Raw genomic sequence first — 16,513 nt, 5'->3', positions numbered from 1 at the left:
CCGCGCTCCGGCCGCGGGCGGCCGGCTCAGCGCGCGGGGGCGGGCCGGGGTCGTGCGGGGGCGGCGGCCACGGGCGCCGCCATGCGCACCGAGGGCGCGTGCTCGCGGGAGATCGCCATCTGCATCCGCGGCGTGGCGCTGGGGAAGCTCACCATCTCGCGCACCACCATGCGCAGCTCGTCGATCGTGGCCCGGGTGACCGTCTCGCTGGAGGGGCGGCCGGTCGCGAGGGTGACCACCGGCACCCGGACGAGCATCCGCAGCATGGCGACCTCGGTCGGGGCGACGCTCTCCTCGCCGGGAAGGTACACGTGCCCGGGGTCGTTGGAATCGGCGCCGTAGCTCTCCAGCCCCACCTCGCGCACGATCTGGTGGAAGCGGCGCATCTGCCCGGCGGGGACGTCGTAGTCCACCGCGGTCCCGGCGGGCCGTCCCTCACGGTCCACCCGCGAGTGCCAGGAGGTCAGCGTGCTCGTGGCGAACGGACCGGGCCGGGAGCGGCCCTGCTGGAAGAGGAACGCCTGCCGCTCCGGCGAGCGCCACGTTTCGCGGCGCGACGCGCGGATCCCCGCTTCGGCAGCCACCCGCTCCAGCCGCATGATCTTCTCCGCGAAGATCGGGTGCAGCACCTCCAGCCCGCGGTGCGCCCGCCGCACATCCGGCCCGTACTCCGTCCGATGGACCCGCCACTCCCACGCCTCGTAGCTCTCGCCCGGGCGCGGCCCCGGCAGCCCGGGGACGCCCACGACGTGGGTTCCCGGGAGCGGGGTGGACGGCTGGTACACCGGCACGTCCATGTACTCCGCCAGCCCGAATCGCCCCGGCCCGCGGACGCCGTAGCGGCAGCGCAGCTCGCTGGCGCTCGGATCGCGGCGGAGCGCCGCGAAGTCCATCCGGGCGCACTCGGGCTCGCCCACGGGGCCAATGGCGACCACGGCGGCGAGCGGCGCCTGGGCGTGCGCGGGGGGCGCGGCTGCCGGGAGCAGTGCGAGCGCGAGGAGCGTGCGGGCGTAGCGGGATACCATTCGTTCGGCGACGGGTGCGTGGGGCGTCGCGCAGGGAGCGGGGGCTCCATGCGCGGGACGGAGGGCGCCGCCGGTCTCCCGGCGGGCGTGTCTGCTGCGGTGCAACTATTATAACGGCGCGAGGTTGCCCCTACAAGAGACCCCCCACGTACCCCCCGTCCACCTGGATGGTTGCGCCCGTCAGGTAGGCGGCCCTCTCCGATGCCAGGAAGGCCACCAGCGCCGCCAGCTCCTCCGGCTCCCCCATCCTGCGCGCCGGGACGCGCGCGGCGGTCTCCCGCGCGACCTCTTCCGCGCTCCGCCCTTCCCGCTCCGCCCGCATCGCGGCCAGCTCCTCCGCGCGCCCGGTGCGGAAGAACCCGGGCGCGACCACGTTGCAGGTGATCCCGTACGGCGCCATCTCGGTCGCCAGCGTCTTGACGAAGCCCACCACCCCCGGGCGCGCGGTGTTGGACAGGAGCAGCCCCGGCATCGGCTGCTTCACCGACGCGGAGGTCAGCGCCACGAAGCGGCCCCAGCGCTGCTCCTTCATGTGCGGGACCACCGCCTTGGCCAGCCGCACCGCGCTCAGGAGGTTCAGCTCCAGGGCCTGCACCACCTGCTCCGCCGTGGTCGTCTCGAACGTGGTCGGCGGCGGGCCGCCGCCGTTCGCCAGCGCCACGTGCACCGTCCCCCACCGCTGCACCACCTCCGCGACCACGCGGTCGGCCGCGTCCGGCCCGGTTACGTCGGCCGGGATCGCCACCACCTCCGCTCCCGTCGCTCCTGCGATCTCTCCCGCGGTGCGGCGCAGCCGCTCCTCGCCGCGCGCCACCACCGCGACCCGGGCTCCCTCCCTCGCCAGCTCCAGCGCCACCGCGCGCCCGAGGCCGGCGCTTCCGCCCATGACGACGGCGATGCGGTCACGGAGTCCAAGATCCGTGTCGAAGTGCGTGAGTGCGAAGTGCGAAGTGCGAAACGGCGCCTCCACGGGAGAGGGGGCCGGTGTCTTTGGCGTGTCTTACAATACCTCGGCCGCACTGCGCAGGCGAGTCCGTGCTCGCGGCCGCCGCTTGCCCCCGCCGGCGCCCCACCCCTACGTTGCGCCGACGCGCGCACCCGGCGCGCGGGGGCCCCGGGTGGGAGGCGAGATGGCGAAGGCGAGAGTGAAGGTGACGTTCGAACCCACGCCCAACCCCAACGCGGGGAAGTTCACCGTGGGGCGCACCCTGGTGGAGGGGCGGCGCGGCCGGTCGTACGACTCGGCCGAGGCGGCCGCGGACGACCCCGTCGCGGCGGCGCTCCTGGCGCTGGAGGGGGTGCGGGGCGTCTTCATCGTCGCGGACTTCGTGACGGTCACCAAGGCGCCGGAGGCTTCCTGGCGGGAGCTGGCCCCGCGCGTGCAGGAGGCCCTCCGCGCGGCGCTCTGAGCGCCCGCCGCCGCCCGATTTCCCGGAACTGCCCCAGCATGCACGACGGCCCCGACTTCCCCTGCTTCCCCCCGGAAGCCTTCCGCGCCCGCCGCGAGCGCTACCTGGAGCGCGCGGGGGGCGCGGTCACGGTGCTCGGGGCCGCCCCGGAGAAGTACAAGTCGCGCGACACCGAGGTGCGCTTCCGGCAGGACAGCGACTTCTTCTATCTCACCGGCTTCCCGGAGCCGGAGGCGGTCGCCGTCCTGACCCCGCACGACCCGGAGCGGCGCTTCACCCTCTTCGTGCGCCCGCGGCACCCGGAGCGCGAGGTGTGGAGCGGGCCGCGCCAGGGAGTGGAGGGGGCCCTTGAGCGCTTCGGCGCCGACGCGGCGTACCCGCTGGAGGCGCTGGACGAGCACCTGAAGGGGCTGCTGGAGCCCGCGGAGGAGGTGGTGTACGCACTGGGCTCCGGCGCCGAGATGGACCGGCGGATCACGGCACTGGTCTCCGGTTTCCGCAGGACGCGCCCGCGCTCGGGGAAGGGGCCGCTCGTGGTGCGCGACCCGGACACGCTCCTGGCGGAGATGCGGCTGGTGAAGGAGCCCGCGGAGCTGGAGCTGCTGCGGCGCGCGGCCGCCCTTTCCGCGGAGGCACACCGCTCCGCCATGCGCGCCGCGCGGCCCGGGGTGGGAGAGTGGGAGCTGGAAAGCGTGCTGGAGGCGTGCTTCCGCGCCGGGGGAGGCGCCGGCCCGGCCTACCCCTCCATCGTGGGCTCCGGGCCCAACGCCACCGTGCTCCACCACGTCTCCAACGACCGCCGCGCCCGGGCCGGCGAGCTGGTGCTGATCGACGCCGGGGCGGAGCTGCGGATGTACGCGGGCGACATCACCCGCACCTTCCCGGTGTCGGGCCGCTTCACCGCCGCGCAGCGCGCCGTGTACGAAGTCGTGCTGGAGGCGGAGGGGGCCGGGATCACCGCCGTCCGCCCGGGTGCTTCCGTGCTGGAGGTGCACGACGCCGCCGTGCGGGTGCTCACCCGGGGAATGGTGGAGCTGGGCCTCCTGTCGGGCGCCGTGGACGAGCTGGTCGACACGCAGGCGTACCGCCGCTTCTACCCGCACCAGACCTCCCACTGGCTGGGCCTGGACGTGCACGACGTGGGACCCTACCGCCGCGCGGGCGGCGAGCCGATCCTGCTGGAGGCGGGGATGGTGCTCACGGTGGAGCCGGGGATCTACGTCCCGGCGGACGCGGAGGACGCCCCGGCCGAGCTGCGGGGCGTCGGAGTCCGCATCGAGGACGACGTGATCGTCACCGCGGACGGGCACGAGGTCACCACGCGCGGCGTGCCCGTGGCCGTCGAGGAAGTGGAGGCGCTCGTGGGGAGCGGGCGGTAGCTCCTCCGGAGCCGCGCCACGACCCCCCGGGTCACCCCTGCGGCGTAGGCTGCAGATCCGCGCGGAGGCGCACCGTCCGCACGTGGCACTCGCCGTCTTCCACCGCGACGCCGGCCCGCTTCCAGTCGGTGTACCCGAACTTCCGCACCACGACTTCATACACCCCGGCCCGCTCGTGCGCGAGCCCGGCCGAGGACATTCCGGCTGGCACGTGCGCCGTGTCGGCGTAGGTGCCGTCGCGTACGATGACCGTCGCCGGTCCGGAGAGCTCCGAGCCGTCCGGGGCCTGGCGCAGCTGCACTATCACCCCGGGCCGGGCGTCGTCCGTGCAGACCACGCCCCCAAAGGGGTTCCCGGTGCAGGCCGCGAGCAGCGGCATGGCGGCAATCGCCAGCATTCCAGGGGTTCGCATCATTTCTTCTGGTTCGAGTGGATGGCGGCGGTCGGGTCGAGGACGAGCCGGCCCGGCCGCCCGCTACAGCGCAGGCTGCAGCCGTGCCTCCAGGCGCACGGTGCGCACGTGGCACTCGTCGCGGGTCACCTCCACCCCCGACTTCCGCCACTCGGCATAGCCCGCCTTCCGCACGGTCACCTCGTAGCGCCCCGCGTGCTCGTGCGCCAGGCTGACGCCCGAGGCGGGGTCCCAGTGGGCGGGAGCCTCCGGCACCGTGGCCGAGTCGGCGAAGGAGCCGGCCCGGGCGACCACCGTGTAGCCGGTCGCCGGCGCCCCGGTCCGGGCGTCGCTCACCAGAACGTGCAGCGCGGGCCGGGCCTCCATCGTGCAGACCGTGTCTTCGAAGGGGTTGCGCGGGCATGCGGCGAGGAGCGGCACGAGCGCCGCCAGGGCCGCGAAGCGGGTCGGGTTCTTCATCGGTCGGGTTCCGTGGTGGTCCGAAAAGCCTCTGCATACCGGGGAATGACGGCGCGACCGGTTCTGGAGTCACCTCCAGCCCATGCGGCAGGCAAGCATCTTCGTGGACATCCTTGCACCCATGTATCCGGATATTCGGATGAACGGTGCCCTTGCGCGCTTTACGGCTCCTGTATAGCTTCTTCCCGTGCCGTTCGAGCACGGTGGATGGATTTGAGCGCGACCGCTTGCGACCACCTAAAAAAAACGCTAAAGTGTCGGGACCGAACCGGCTGGACCGCACCCGGTACGCAGCGCCCCGCACTCCATAGTCGCGGGGCTTTTTCGTATATGCCAAAGCACATGCCAACCACGCAGTCCCCGTACCTCCAGGCCCTGCAGCAGCGCGTCCTCGTCTTCGACGGCGCCATGGGCACCTCCATCCAGCAGTACGACCTCACGGCCGACGACTTCGGCGGCGAGGCGCTGGAGGGATGCAACGACTACCTGGTCGTCGCAAAGCCCCGGGTCATCGAGGAGATCCACGCCTCGTACATGGAGGCGGGGGCCGACGTGCTGGAGACGGACACCTTCCGCTCCAACCGCATCACCCTGGGCGAGTACGGCCTCTCCGAGCGGGTGCGGGAGATCAACGTCGCCGCGGCGCGGCTGGCGCGGGGGGTGGCCGACCGCTTCGCCACGCCGGAGCGGCCGCGCTTCGTCGCCGGCTCCATCGGCCCCTCCGGGTTCCTTCCCTCCGCGAGCGATCCGACGCTGGGCAACGTCACCTTCGACGAGCTGGTCCCCGTCTTCGCGGAGCAGGCCGCGGCGCTGATCGAGGGCGGGGTGGACGTGCTCCTGGTCGAGACCTCGCAGGACATCCTGGAGGTGAAGGCCGCCATCTTCGGGTGCCGCCGGGCCGTCGCGGAGGCCGGCCGCCCCGTGGCGCTGCAGGTGCAGGTGACGCTGGACACCTCCGGGCGCATGCTCCTGGGCACCGACATCGGCGCCGCCATGGTGACGCTGGAGGCGCTCCGGGTGGACGTGATCGGGCTGAACTGCTCCACCGGCCCCGAGCACATGCGGCAGCCCATCCGCTTCCTGGCGGAGAACTCGCGCCTCCCCATCTCCGTGATCCCCAACGCCGGGATCCCGCACAACGAGGGCGGCGTCGCCGTGTACCCCATGACGCCCGAGCCCTTCGCCGCGCAGCTGGAGGAGTTCGTGCGCGAGCTGGGGGTGGGCGTGGTGGGCGGGTGCTGCGGCACCACCCCGGACCACATCCGCCAGCTGGTGGCGCGCGTCGGCGGCGCCGAGCCCGTGCGGCGCGAGGTGGCGTACGTCCCGCGCCTCTCCTCCGGGATCCGGGCCACCGACCTGGTGCAGGTCCCCGCGCCCACCATGATCGGCGAGCGCGTCAACTCGCAGGGGTCGCGCAAGGTCAAGCGCCTCCTCCTGGCCGACGACTACGACGGCATCCTGGACGTGGCGCGCGAGCAGACGGAGAGCGGCGCGCACGTGCTGGACGTCTGCGTGGCGCTCACGGAGCGGCAGGACGAGGACGCGCAGATGCGCACCGTCGTCAAGCTCCTCTCCCAGGGGGTGGAGGCGCCGCTCTGCATCGACTCCACCGAGGCCCCCACCATCGAGGCGGCGCTCGAGCAGTCGCCCGGGCGCGCGGTGGTCAACTCCATCAACCTGGAGAACGGGCGCGAGCGGATCGACTCGGTGCTCCCGGCGGTGGCCGCCCACGGCGCCGCCGTGATCGCGCTCACCATCGACCGCGACCTGGGCGGGATGTGCAAGACGGCGGACGACAAGCTCACCGCCGCCCGCAAGATCTACGACATCGCCACCGGTGAGTTCGGGCTCCAGCCGGACGCGCTGATCTTCGACGCGCTCACCTTCACCCTCGCGACCGGCGACGAGGAGTTCCGCCACTCCGCCGTGGAGACCATCGAGGGGATCCGCGCCATCAAGGCGGAGCTGCCGGGGGTGCTCACCACGCTCGGCGTCTCCAACGTGAGCTTCGGGCTGGCGCCGCACGCGCGCGCCGTGCTCAACTCCGTCTTCCTGCACCATTGCGTGGAGGCGGGGCTGGACACCGCCATTATCAACCCGGCGCACGTCAAGCCGTACTTCGAGATCCCGGACGAGGAGCGCCGCCTCGCCGACGACCTGATCTGGGACCGCCGCACGGAGGCTCACGACCCGCTCGCCGCCTTCATCGCCTTCTACGAGGGAAAGTCGGCCGACACGGACTCTGCGGTCGATCCCACGGCCGAGATGGAGCCGGAGGCCGCGCTCCACTGGAAGATCCTGCACCGCAAGAAGGAGGGGATCGAGGAGCTGATCGACCGCGCCGTGGAGCGGAACGGCGCCGTCCCGGTGCTGAACGAGGTGCTCCTCCCCGCCATGAAGGAGGTGGGCGACAAGTTCGGCGCCGGCGAGCTGATCCTCCCCTTCGTGCTGCAGAGCGCCGAGGTGATGAAGAAGGCCGTCGCCCGGCTGGAGAACTACCTGGAGAAGGCCGAGGGGCAGACCAAGGGGAAGGTGGTGCTGGCGACCGTGTACGGCGACGTGCACGACATCGGCAAGTCGCTGGTGAACACGATTCTCACCAACAACGGGTACACGGTGTTCGACCTGGGGAAGCAGGTCCCCGTCAACACCATCCTGGAGAAGGCCGAGGAGGTCGGCGCCGACGCCATCGGCCTGAGCGCGCTCCTGGTCTCTACCTCCAAGCAGATGCCGCTCTGCGCGCAGGAGCTGCACCGGCGCGGCATGGAGTACCCGCTGCTGGTGGGCGGCGCGGCCATCAACCCCTCCTTCGTCCGCGGCGCGGCCATGGTGGACGAGGGGACGCCGTACGGGTCCGGGATGTTCTACTGCAAGGACGCCTTCGAGGGGCTGGCGACCATGGACCGGCTCGTCGCGGGCGACGCCGCGGAGTTCGTCCGGGCGCACAACGAGGAGATGCTGCGCCGGAGCGAGCAGTACGCCGCCAACAAGGCGAAGGCCGCCGGGCTGCGTCCCGCCTCGCGGCAGAACCCGGCGGTGCCGGTCATCGACGCCCCCGCGCCGCCCTTCTGGGGGTGGAAGGTGCTGGACCGCATCCCGGTGGACGACGTGGTGGAGTGCATCGACCGCAACACGCTGTACCGGATGCAGTGGGGCGCCCGCAACCTCAAGGGCGAGGAGTGGGAGCGGATCGTGCGGGAGGACTTCGAGCCGCGCCTGGCCCGCTACACCCGCGAGGCGCGCACCCAGGGGTGGCTCCGGCCGCGGGCGGTGTACGGCTACTTCCCGGCCGGGCGCGACGGCGACGACGTGGTGGTCTTCGACGCGCAGGACCGGACCCGTGAGATCGGGCGGTTCACCTTCCCGCGCCAGGAGGACCGCGAGCAGCTCTGCCTGGCCGACTACTTCCGCCCGTTGAACGGGAGCGGGCCGGAGGACGTGATCGCGCTGCAGGTGGTGACCAGCGGCGACCGCGCCGCGGAGTTCATCGAGGAGCGCAACCGGGGCGGCGACTACAGCGAGGGGTACTTCCTGCACGGCTTCAGCGTGCAGACCGCCGAGGGGACGGCCGAGCTGGTGAACCGCCGTGTGCGCGCGGAGCTGGGAATCGACGAGCCGCGCGGCCTGCGCTATTCCTGGGGCTACCCGGCCTGCCCGGACGTCGAGCAGCACGAGACGCTGTTCCGCATCCTCCCCGTGGAGGAGGCCATCGGCGTGGGGCTCACCAGCGCCTTCCAGCTCGACCCGGAACAGTCGACCGCGGCGCTCGTGGTGCATCACCCGGCGGCGAAGTACTTTTCGACGAGCTGAGGAACGGCGGGTTCGGGCGTGCCCCCCACTATCATGGGGGCCGGGCTGCGGCGCTCTCGCGCGCCGCTGCCGTTCTCCCCTCCCCCTTGCGGGGAGGGGCCGGGGGAGGGGGTCCCCGCTGTGAGCTGACCGCCCGGCGTGCGCCGGATGAATCCTGTTCCCTCGGAGGCAGCCATCGCTACGCGAGATCGAAGGGTAGACAACGCGCTCAAGGTGCCGCAGCGGGGGATCCGCAGGGCCACCGCGCTGATCCTGCTGCTGGGCGTCGCGGTGGTGGCGCTGGTGCTCCTCAGCCCCGAGCGGCGCCGGGAGCGGCGGGTGGCGCGGCTGGAGCTGCGGGACGAGTCCGCGCGGGTCCGGACGCTCATGGGGGAGCCGGAGACCACCTGCACGGGCGGGGGGCTGGGCCACCTGCGGAGGCGCTTCCCCACGGGGACGCCGCCCGCCACGGTGGAGCAGGCGATCGGGCGGCTGGAGCGTGACACCTCCGAGCGCTGGATCTACCGGCTGGACGACGGCGCCCGCGTAGGATGCACCCCGGGCGACGGGACGGTGGAGGTCGGGCTGGACCGGGAGCACCGCGTGCTCTGGTACGTGCCCGCCGCCGGACGGGTGCCCATCGTGGCGCCGGAGGAGTACCTCCCGGTCGCCACGGACAACGAGTAGCGACACAATGGATCTTCAGGATGGCTGACTTTCGCGAGCTGCTGGAGGACGGTCGCCCGCACCTGTTCGACGGTGCGATGGGGACGATGCTGTACTCCAGGGGCGTATACATCAACCGGTGCTACGACGAGCTGAACCTGGTCCAGCCGGACCTGGTCGGCGACATCCACCGGGCCTACGTCCGCGCCGGCGCGGAGGTGCTGGAGACCAACTCGTACGGCGCCAACCGGCTCAAGCTGGCGCGCCACGGGCTGGAGGACCGGCTCCGCGACGTCAACGTGCGGGCGGCGCAGATCGCGCGCGCCGCGGCCGGCGACCGCGTCTGCGTGGCGGGGGCGATGGGGCCGCTGGGGCTCCGGATCGAGCCGTACGGGCCCACCTCCGCCGAAGAGGCGCGCGCCCTGTTCGCCGAGCAGGCCGGGGCGCTCCTGGAGGGCGGGGTGGACCTGTTCGTCCTGGAGACCTTCGCCGACCTGGACGAGGTGCGCCAGGCCGTGCTCGCGGTGCGCGGCCTCTGCGACCTGCCGGTGGTGGCGCAGATGGTCATCCGCGAGGACGGGCGCACCCCCTTCGGCACCGACGCGGCCACGGTTGCGGAGCGGCTGGCCGAATGGGGGGTGGAAGTGGTGGGGCTCAACTGCAGCGTCGGCCCCAGCGCCATGCTGCAGGCCGTGGAGCGGATGCTCACCGCCAGCGATCGTCCCGTCTCCACCCAGCCCAACGCGGGGCTGCCTCGCGAGGTGGACGGCCGCACGATCTACATGGCGTCGCCGGAGTACATGGCGACGTACGCCAAGCGGCTGATCCGCAAGGGCGTGCGCTTCGTCGGGGGGTGCTGCGGCACCACGCCGGAGCACGTGGCCCGCATGTCCGATGCGGTGCGGATGCTCGCCCCCGGCGGCTCCGTGCGCGTCGCCCCGGCGGGGCCGGAGCGCCAGGAGGCCGCCGGCACCGAACCGATCCCGCTGGCCGAGCGCTCCGCGTGGGGCGCCAAGCTGTCGCGCGGCGAGTTCCTGACGACGGTGGAGATCGTCCCCCCCCGCGGCTCGAGCCCCGAGGCGATGCTGGAGGGCGTGCGCCTTCTCCGCGAGGCGGGGGTGGACGGCGTCAACGTTCCGGACGGGCCGCGCGCGCAGAGCCGCATGGGCGCCCTCGCCACCGCGGTGCTCATCCAGCAGCGGGTGGGGATCGAGGCGGTGGTGCACTACTGCTGCCGCGACCGCAACCTCCTGGGGATGCTCTCCGACCTGCTGGGGGCGCAGGCGCTGGGGCTCCGCAACCTCCTCCTCATCACCGGCGACCCGCCGAAGATGGGTCCGTACCCGGACGCCACCGCCGTCTTCGACATCGACGCCATCGGCCTCACCAACCTGGCCTCGCGCCTGAACCGCGGGCTGGACCCCGGCGGGAACGCGCTGGGGGCGCCCACCTCCTTCACCCTGGGAGTGGGGGTGAACCCGGGCGCCGAGGACCTGGAGCACGAGCTGAAGCGCTTCTACTGGAAGGTGGAGGCGGGGGCGGAGTACGCCATCACCCAGCCGGTGTTCGACGTGGCGCAGCTCTTCCGCTTCCTGGAGCGGATCGACCGCGAGGGGATCCGCATCCCCGTCGTTGCCGGGATCTGGCCGCTGGTCAGCGCCCGCAACGCCGAGTTCCTGGCCAACGAGGTGCCGGGCGTGATCGTCCCGGAGGCGGTGATCGAGCGGATGCGCCGGGCCAGCGACGTCGGCAAGGAGGCCGCGGTGGACGAGGGAATCGCCATCGCGCAGGAGATGCTCCGCGAGGCGCTCCCGCAGATCCAGGGGGTGCAGGTGAGCGCGCCTTTCGGCAAGGTGCCGCTCGCGCTGCGGGTGTTCGACGCCATCCCGGGGTGGCAGGAGCGCCACCTGGAGGCGGGGGCGGCGTAGCCTCGGAGCGGCGGTATGTACGAGACGAGGGCGCCCCGCGGGGCGCCCTCCTCGTGTGGGCTCCCCTGCGCATCTTCCTACCTGATGTGCACTCTATCACTACGTTCGGTGCGAGCAGCGACTACGACCATGTATCGCCCACTGCAGCTTTTCCTGCTTACGCTGTCGATGCTGTCCGTGTGCGTGCGGGTTGCTGACGCACAGGAGGGCCTCGCTCCGGGGGCGCGGGTGCGGATCACGGCCGAGCGCTGGTCGTGGGAGAGAACGGAGGCCCGTCTGGTTGCCAGCGAGGGAGATACGCTGGTCCTGAAGCGCCGGGGTGCATCGGAGGTGCGACTGCCCATCACCGACATCGAGCGGCTGGAGGTGAGCACGCGTCCTCGGCGGAGCGGAGCGTACGCGCTTCGTGGTGCCCTGATGGGAGCAGCCCTCGCCTCCCTGGGCGCAAAGGTCGCTTTCGACGCGAAATACCGGGATGACCGGTACAACACTCTGGCGGCCCTGGTCATCGGGGGTCCTGCCGGCGCTCTGGTAGGATCCGGCATCGGGTATTCTCTCGGAGAAGAACGGTGGGATCCTGTTCCTCTGCGGCGTGGACAATAGGCCCTGCTCGGGCGGCGTAGGGACGGAGCGCTCCACGAGGAGCTGCACCCGAAGAGGGCGCCCCGGTCGGCGCCCTCTTCTGCTCGAGGACCTTCGCGTGACGCCTGTCGCGCGGGGTTCGTCAGACGAGTGCGGCCGGGCAGGTGGCGCGCCCGGCCGCTTCCCGGCACGGCCCGCATTCTGATCCGCCGGCCTGAGCGAAGCCGACCCTGTTCCAGCGACTCCGGAATGATCCGAAGCATGCATCGGGCGCGCGGTGCGCTGCTGTCCGCCGCCCTCCTCGCCCTCGCTTCCTGCTCGCTCTTCACGGACTCGGACGACCGCCGCGCTCCCGCGCAGGTGGCGACGGTCGGCGGTAACGGACAGCGCGGGATCGTCGGCGAGCCGCTCGGGGACAGCGTTGTGGTGGAGGTCACCGACCGGAGGGGTAGGCCGATTCCCGGCGTGGAGGTGGACTTCGCGCTCGCCCCCGGCGCGGGGACCATCTCGCCGGCCCGGGCGACGACGGGATCCGACGGGCGCGCCCGGGCCCACTGGACGCTGGGCACCCGCGCCGGAGCCCTGGAGGGGACGGCCACGAGCGCCGGGAAGACGGCGACGTTCCAGGCCACGGCCGAGCCGGCGGGCGTGGCGACGCTGGAAGTCACCCCGGACACCGCGACGCTCCGGCCGGGTGAGACGAGGCAGCTCAGCCTTCGCGCCGTGGACGCGCACGGGAACGCCGCGAAGGGGCCGTTCGTCTGGAAGAGCTCGGACCCGGAGGTGCTCACCGTGAGCGACTCGGGGCTGGTTCGCGCGGTCGCCGGCGGTGAGGCGTCGGTCACGGTGAGCGCCGGCCCGGTAGCGGACACCGCGCGGCTCCGTATCCGCAGCCCGGTCGCCATCTCGATCACCTCGCCCCCGGCCGACACCACCCTCACCACCCCGCTGGAGCGCTTCCACCTGTTCGTCGGAGGCACCGTGACGGCGGAGGGCGCGCTGGCCCGCGTGACCTACACGCTCGGCTCGGGGGAGGAGCAGGTCGCCCACACCTTCCGCAACGCCGACGGCACCGTTCGCTTCGACACCCGCATCCACGAGGTTTCCCCGGGCACGCACGTCTTCACCATCCGGGCCGAGGACGCGGTGGGCAACCGGACCGTGGCGCGCAGGACGATCCGCGTCGAATCCCCCGCGCGCACGTACACGCTGGCGTACCTGGGCACGCTCGGCGGCGCGGACAGCAAGGGGCTGGACCTGAACGCGCGCGGCGACGTGGTCGGCAGCGCGCAGACGGCCTCCGGCGAGACCCGCGCCTTCCTGTGGCGGAACGGGACCCTGACCGACCTGGGCGCGGGCCTCGCCGGCCCGAGCCGCGCCACGGCGATCAGCAACGACGGCACGGTGGTCGGCACCTACGAGTCCGGGTGCACACGCTCCTTCGTCTGGAAGGACGGGGCGCGCACTGCCATCGCGGGGTGCAGCTCGGCCGTGGACGTCAACGACGCCGGCACGATCGTCTTCAGCGAGAGCAGGATCCTGCGGGGCGGCACCCTGATCGACCTCCAGGCCTCCACCGGTACGGCCATGTACGGGAGCTTCCGGGTGAACGCGCAGGACGTCGTGCTGGGCGAGATCCACGGGATCTGCGGCGGCGGCTTCTGCACGTTCGGCCCCATGCTGATCGCGCCCCCGTACGGCGGGGCCGACGTCACCGCCCACCGGTCCGGCGGGTGGGCGGTGGACCTCAACGACCGCGGGGACGTCGCGGCCGTGTGCTCGGGCGGAAGCGGACAGAGCGGCCGGTGCGCGGGCCAGCTGTTCCTGTCCGGCGGGCAGACCATCCGCCTGCTCTTAGGGGGCATGGGCGCCCTCGTCGAGAGGGGCTCGGTGACGGCGATCAACAACCAGCGCCAGGTGGTCGGCGTCACCGGTCCGGCGCCCGACGGGCGGCCCTTCCTCTGGGAGGGCGGGCGCGCCTACCGCATCGAGGTCCGCGGGGGCGGCTGGGTCCTGGACGGCGCGGTGGAGATCAACGACGCGGGGCAGGTCCTCGCCCACGGCCGCAACACGGCCACGGGGCAGACCGGCGCGGTGCTGCTCACCCCCGACTTCTGACCCGAAGGAGGACGCCATGTCGAAGCGACTGCTCTTCACCCTCGCCGCCGCGGTGCTCGCCGCCTGCTCCGCGGGCGGCCCCGCCGGCCCGGACGGAGGCTCCCCGGACCAGAGCGGGGCGCACGCGCCCGTACCGGTCACGCGCCTCGCGCCCGGCCCGTACTCCTTCACCTATTCGAGCGGCTACCACGAGCCCGCCCGCCTGGTGGTGCGGAGCGAGGCCGAGTGGCGGCGCGTGTGGGGGAAGCTCCACGAGCGGGTGCACCCGCAGCCGGAGCTCCGGCGCGTCGACTTCTCCCGTCACGCGGTGCTGGTGGCGGCGCTCGGAAGCCGCTCAAGCGGCGGGTACTCCATCCTGGTGGACTCCGTGAGCGACGCGGGCGGCGAGCTGCGCGCCGTGGTACGGAAGGTGTCGCCCGGAGCGGGGTGCGTCGTCACGCAGGCGTTCACCCAGCCGGTGGACGTGGTGCTCGTCCCCGCCAGCGGGAAGCGGGTGCGCTTCGTGGAGCGCGACGAGGTGCTCGACTGCCGGTGAGACGGGCGGGAAGGTGAGACGGCGAGAGACGGGGCGGCCTGGCGGTCCGCCCCGTCGGCGCATGCAGATGGGCGGCGCGGCGGTAATGCTGAGCGTATTTCATGCCATGCATTGCTGAGACAGTGCGTCTCGCGTAGATTTGGCGGTACTGCCACCGTCGAACCATGCAGGTCCCGGCACCGCCGACGGTCGCTCACCTGTGGCCGCCATGCATAGCAACACGTGGCGGATCCGGCGTATGTCGCACCCCGACGAAGCCCTGCCAGCCCTCCCCTCCCCGCTCTCCGTTCCAGGCGCCGCGGGTCCGCCCGCACCGTCGCCCGCGATGGTGGGAAGGGACGCGCAGCTCCGGGAGCTGCAGGAGCACTACCGCATTGCGTGTCAGGGGCAGGGACGGGTCGTCTTCCTCGCCGGCGAGCCGGGGGTGGGGAAGACCCGCCTCGTCCGGGAATTCGTGTGTTCCGTCGCGAACGGAGAGGAGGTCGGCGTGCTGGAGGGGCGCTGTTACGACCAGCAGCCCACCATTGCCTTCGGGCCGTTCATCGGGGCGGTGCGGAGCCTCATCCGCGACCGGGGCCCCGGGAAGGTGGTGGAGGCGGCCGGTGCGTGGGCCGCGAACCTGGCCAAGCTCCTCCCGGAGCTCGGGCAGGAGCTGGACGGCGCCGCGCCCCGGGGCCGGATCCCCACCGATCCCGCGAACGAGAAGCGGCACGTCTTCGAGGCTGTCCACCGCGTCCTGCAGCCCTCCCCCGGCCAGCCCGTCCGCGTCCTCATCCTCGAGGACCTGCACTGGTCCGATGAGACCAGCAAGGATTTCATCGAGTACCTGGCCCACGCCCTGGTCACGGATCGGGTGCTGGTGCTCGCAACGTACCGTACGGCGGAGCCTGATCCGCCTCCCTCCCTCGTCTGCCTGCTCGCCCGGCTCCGGCGTGAGCGGAGGCACCACCAGCTGCGGATCCGTCCCCTTTCGCGCGACGAGACCGCCGCCATGCTGCGGGGGATTCTGGGGCAGCCGATCCCCGGGCGGTTCGCGGACGCCCTGTACGAGCACGCCGAGGGCAACCCGTTCTTCGTCGAGGAGGTCGTCCACGCCCTGGCCGAGAGCCAGCGGCTGGGCGCCCTGCTCCAGAGCGCGCGGCAGGGGAGGCCCCTCGGCGCACTCGGGGTCCCCGCCTCCGTACTGGAGAGCATCCTGGCCCGAGTCGCGAGGCTGGACCAGTCCACCGCCGAGGTGCTGCGGTACGCCGCGGTGGCCGGCCGGCGGTTCGACTTCGACCTGCTGCTCCGGGTGACCGGGCTCGATGAAGCCGGGCTGCTGCGGGCCCTCACGACCCTGGTGGAGCAGCAGTTCGTCGCGGAGGAAGAAGCCGAGGACCAATACAACTTCCGGCATGCCCTGACCCGGGAAGCCGTGTACGGCAGCCTGCTGGGGAGGGACCGCAGGCGGAGGCACCGCGAGGTGCTGCATGCGGTGGAGGAGATGGATCGCTGCGTCGGGGGTTGGCGCGGTGCCCCGAGGCTTGTGACCGACGTGGACGTGCTGGAGGCGGCGGTCGAGGTGTACCTGCGGGTGGGACTCGACCCGCAGGGCATGGAGGCCCTGGGCGCCCTCGCCTCGCCGGCGGAGACGACCCCCACGCCCCTGGGCGAGGCCCGGCTGGCGGACGCCTCCGGGCTGGCCGCGGCGGCGCAGGCGGACCACACCGGCGCCGCCGAGCACTTCCGGCGGGCAGCCGGGTGCTGGCACGGGATTGGGCTCCCCTTTGAGGGGGCGCAGTCGCGCACGAGCTGCGCGGATTCGCTGCTCTGCACGGGCGGACGGGCGGACCGCCAACGGGTGGCCGGAGAGATGGAGCAGGCTCGCGTGATCCTCGCGGGCCTGGGCTCTCCGGGCGCGCAGGACCGGGCGCCCTCCCCCGGAGCGCCCTCTCCAGGCCGGCCCGCACCCGCCCCGCGGACCGCCGGGGACCGCCCACCGCCCGCGCACGACGACCTCAGCCGGCGCGAGTGCGAGATCCTGCGGCTCCTCGCCGCGGGGCGGTCGAACCAGGAGATCGCCCGCGAGAGCTTCGTGACCGTGGGGACGGTGAAGACCCACCTCCACCACATCTACGGCAAGCTCGGGGTGGGCAGCCGCACCAAGGCGGTGGCCCGCGCCCGTGAGCTGGGTATCCTTTCTCCGTAGGTCGCACGGGGGTGCGACATGAA

General features: G+C 72.8%; 12 protein-coding genes. 8 read left to right on the top strand and 4 right to left on the bottom strand.

Annotated elements, in window-relative coordinates; translation table 11 throughout:
• Positions 1-26: 26 nt before the first annotated feature.
• Positions 27-1,025: a hypothetical protein gene (locus VGR37_00795; protein HEV2145931.1), complete on the bottom strand. Its 999-nt coding sequence runs from the start codon at positions 1,023-1,025 to the stop codon at positions 27-29.
• A gap of 130 nt (positions 1,026-1,155) precedes the next feature.
• Positions 1,156-1,911 carry an SDR family oxidoreductase gene (locus tag VGR37_00790; protein HEV2145930.1) on the bottom strand — a complete coding sequence of 252 codons (756 nt, stop codon included), beginning with the start codon at positions 1,909-1,911 and terminating at the stop codon, positions 1,156-1,158.
• A gap of 244 nt (positions 1,912-2,155) precedes the next feature.
• Here VGR37_00790 and VGR37_00785 point away from each other — a divergent pair, with 244 nt between their 5' ends.
• A complete protein-coding gene (locus VGR37_00785) occupies positions 2,156-2,434 on the top strand; it encodes a NifU N-terminal domain-containing protein (GenBank protein HEV2145929.1) in 279 nt (92 codons plus the stop codon).
• Between the two features lie 38 nt (positions 2,435-2,472).
• On the top strand, positions 2,473-3,813 hold the full coding sequence (locus tag VGR37_00780; protein ID HEV2145928.1) for an aminopeptidase P N-terminal domain-containing protein: 1,341 nt from the start codon (positions 2,473-2,475) through the stop codon (positions 3,811-3,813).
• Between the two features lie 31 nt (positions 3,814-3,844).
• Here VGR37_00780 and VGR37_00775 read toward each other — a convergent pair whose 3' ends face one another.
• Positions 3,845-4,210: a hypothetical protein gene (locus VGR37_00775; protein ID HEV2145927.1), complete on the bottom strand. Its 366-nt coding sequence runs from the start codon at positions 4,208-4,210 to the stop codon at positions 3,845-3,847.
• 78 nt (positions 4,211-4,288) lie between these two features.
• Positions 4,289-4,684, bottom strand: a complete 396-nt coding sequence (locus VGR37_00770) for a hypothetical protein (protein HEV2145926.1) — start codon at positions 4,682-4,684, stop codon at positions 4,289-4,291.
• Positions 4,685-5,026: 342 nt separating this feature from the next.
• On the opposite strand from VGR37_00770, the gene metH reads away from it, so the two are divergent.
• The 6 genes from metH (at position 5,027) to VGR37_00740 (ending at position 16,490) form a co-directional block, all read left to right on the top strand.
• The gene (gene metH, locus VGR37_00765) at positions 5,027-8,494 is read left to right on the top strand and encodes a methionine synthase (GenBank protein ID HEV2145925.1); all 3,468 of its coding nucleotides are present in this window, start codon (positions 5,027-5,029) and stop codon (positions 8,492-8,494) included.
• Between the two features lie 147 nt (positions 8,495-8,641).
• The gene (locus VGR37_00760; protein ID HEV2145924.1) at positions 8,642-9,160 is read left to right on the top strand and encodes a hypothetical protein; all 519 of its coding nucleotides are present in this window, start codon (positions 8,642-8,644) and stop codon (positions 9,158-9,160) included.
• Between the two features lie 20 nt (positions 9,161-9,180).
• Positions 9,181-11,067 (top strand): bifunctional homocysteine S-methyltransferase/methylenetetrahydrofolate reductase, encoded by a 1,887-nt coding sequence (locus VGR37_00755; protein HEV2145923.1) that lies wholly within the window; start codon positions 9,181-9,183, stop codon positions 11,065-11,067.
• Between the two features lie 843 nt (positions 11,068-11,910).
• Positions 11,911-13,767 (top strand): Ig-like domain-containing protein, encoded by a 1,857-nt coding sequence (locus tag VGR37_00750; GenBank protein HEV2145922.1) that lies wholly within the window; start codon positions 11,911-11,913, stop codon positions 13,765-13,767.
• A gap of 16 nt (positions 13,768-13,783) precedes the next feature.
• Positions 13,784-14,302, top strand: a complete 519-nt coding sequence (locus VGR37_00745; protein HEV2145921.1) for a protease complex subunit PrcB family protein — start codon at positions 13,784-13,786, stop codon at positions 14,300-14,302.
• 238 nt (positions 14,303-14,540) lie between these two features.
• On the top strand, positions 14,541-16,490 hold the full coding sequence (locus VGR37_00740) for an AAA family ATPase (protein HEV2145920.1): 1,950 nt from the start codon (positions 14,541-14,543) through the stop codon (positions 16,488-16,490).
• Positions 16,491-16,513 lie beyond the last annotated feature (23 nt).

Source organism: Longimicrobiaceae bacterium (assembly GCA_035936415.1).
GTDB lineage: Bacteria > Gemmatimonadota > Gemmatimonadetes > Longimicrobiales > Longimicrobiaceae > JAFAYN01.
This window is presented reverse-complemented; position numbering and strand designations above follow the sequence as displayed.

What these genes read in the sequence shown, in the direction of transcription:
- VGR37_00795 (HEV2145931.1), bottom strand. Translation starts at nt 1,025, where the DNA reads ATGGTATCCCGCTACGCCCGCACGCTCCTCGCGCTCGCACTGCTCCCG.
- VGR37_00790 (HEV2145930.1), bottom strand. Translation starts at nt 1,911, where the DNA reads ATGGGCGGAAGCGCCGGCCTCGGGCGCGCGGTGGCGCTGGAGCTGGCG.
- VGR37_00785 (HEV2145929.1), top strand. Translation starts at nt 2,156, where the DNA reads ATGGCGAAGGCGAGAGTGAAGGTGACGTTCGAACCCACGCCCAACCCC.
- VGR37_00780 (HEV2145928.1), top strand. Translation starts at nt 2,473, where the DNA reads ATGCACGACGGCCCCGACTTCCCCTGCTTCCCCCCGGAAGCCTTCCGC.
- VGR37_00775 (HEV2145927.1), bottom strand. Translation starts at nt 4,210, where the DNA reads ATGCTGGCGATTGCCGCCATGCCGCTGCTCGCGGCCTGCACCGGGAAC.
- VGR37_00770 (HEV2145926.1), bottom strand. Translation starts at nt 4,684, where the DNA reads ATGAAGAACCCGACCCGCTTCGCGGCCCTGGCGGCGCTCGTGCCGCTC.
- metH (HEV2145925.1), top strand. Translation starts at nt 5,027, where the DNA reads ATGCCAACCACGCAGTCCCCGTACCTCCAGGCCCTGCAGCAGCGCGTC.
- VGR37_00760 (HEV2145924.1), top strand. Translation starts at nt 8,642, where the DNA reads ATGAATCCTGTTCCCTCGGAGGCAGCCATCGCTACGCGAGATCGAAGG.
- VGR37_00755 (HEV2145923.1), top strand. Translation starts at nt 9,181, where the DNA reads ATGGCTGACTTTCGCGAGCTGCTGGAGGACGGTCGCCCGCACCTGTTC.
- VGR37_00750 (HEV2145922.1), top strand. Translation starts at nt 11,911, where the DNA reads ATGCATCGGGCGCGCGGTGCGCTGCTGTCCGCCGCCCTCCTCGCCCTC.
- VGR37_00745 (HEV2145921.1), top strand. Translation starts at nt 13,784, where the DNA reads ATGTCGAAGCGACTGCTCTTCACCCTCGCCGCCGCGGTGCTCGCCGCC.
- VGR37_00740 (HEV2145920.1), top strand. Translation starts at nt 14,541, where the DNA reads ATGTCGCACCCCGACGAAGCCCTGCCAGCCCTCCCCTCCCCGCTCTCC.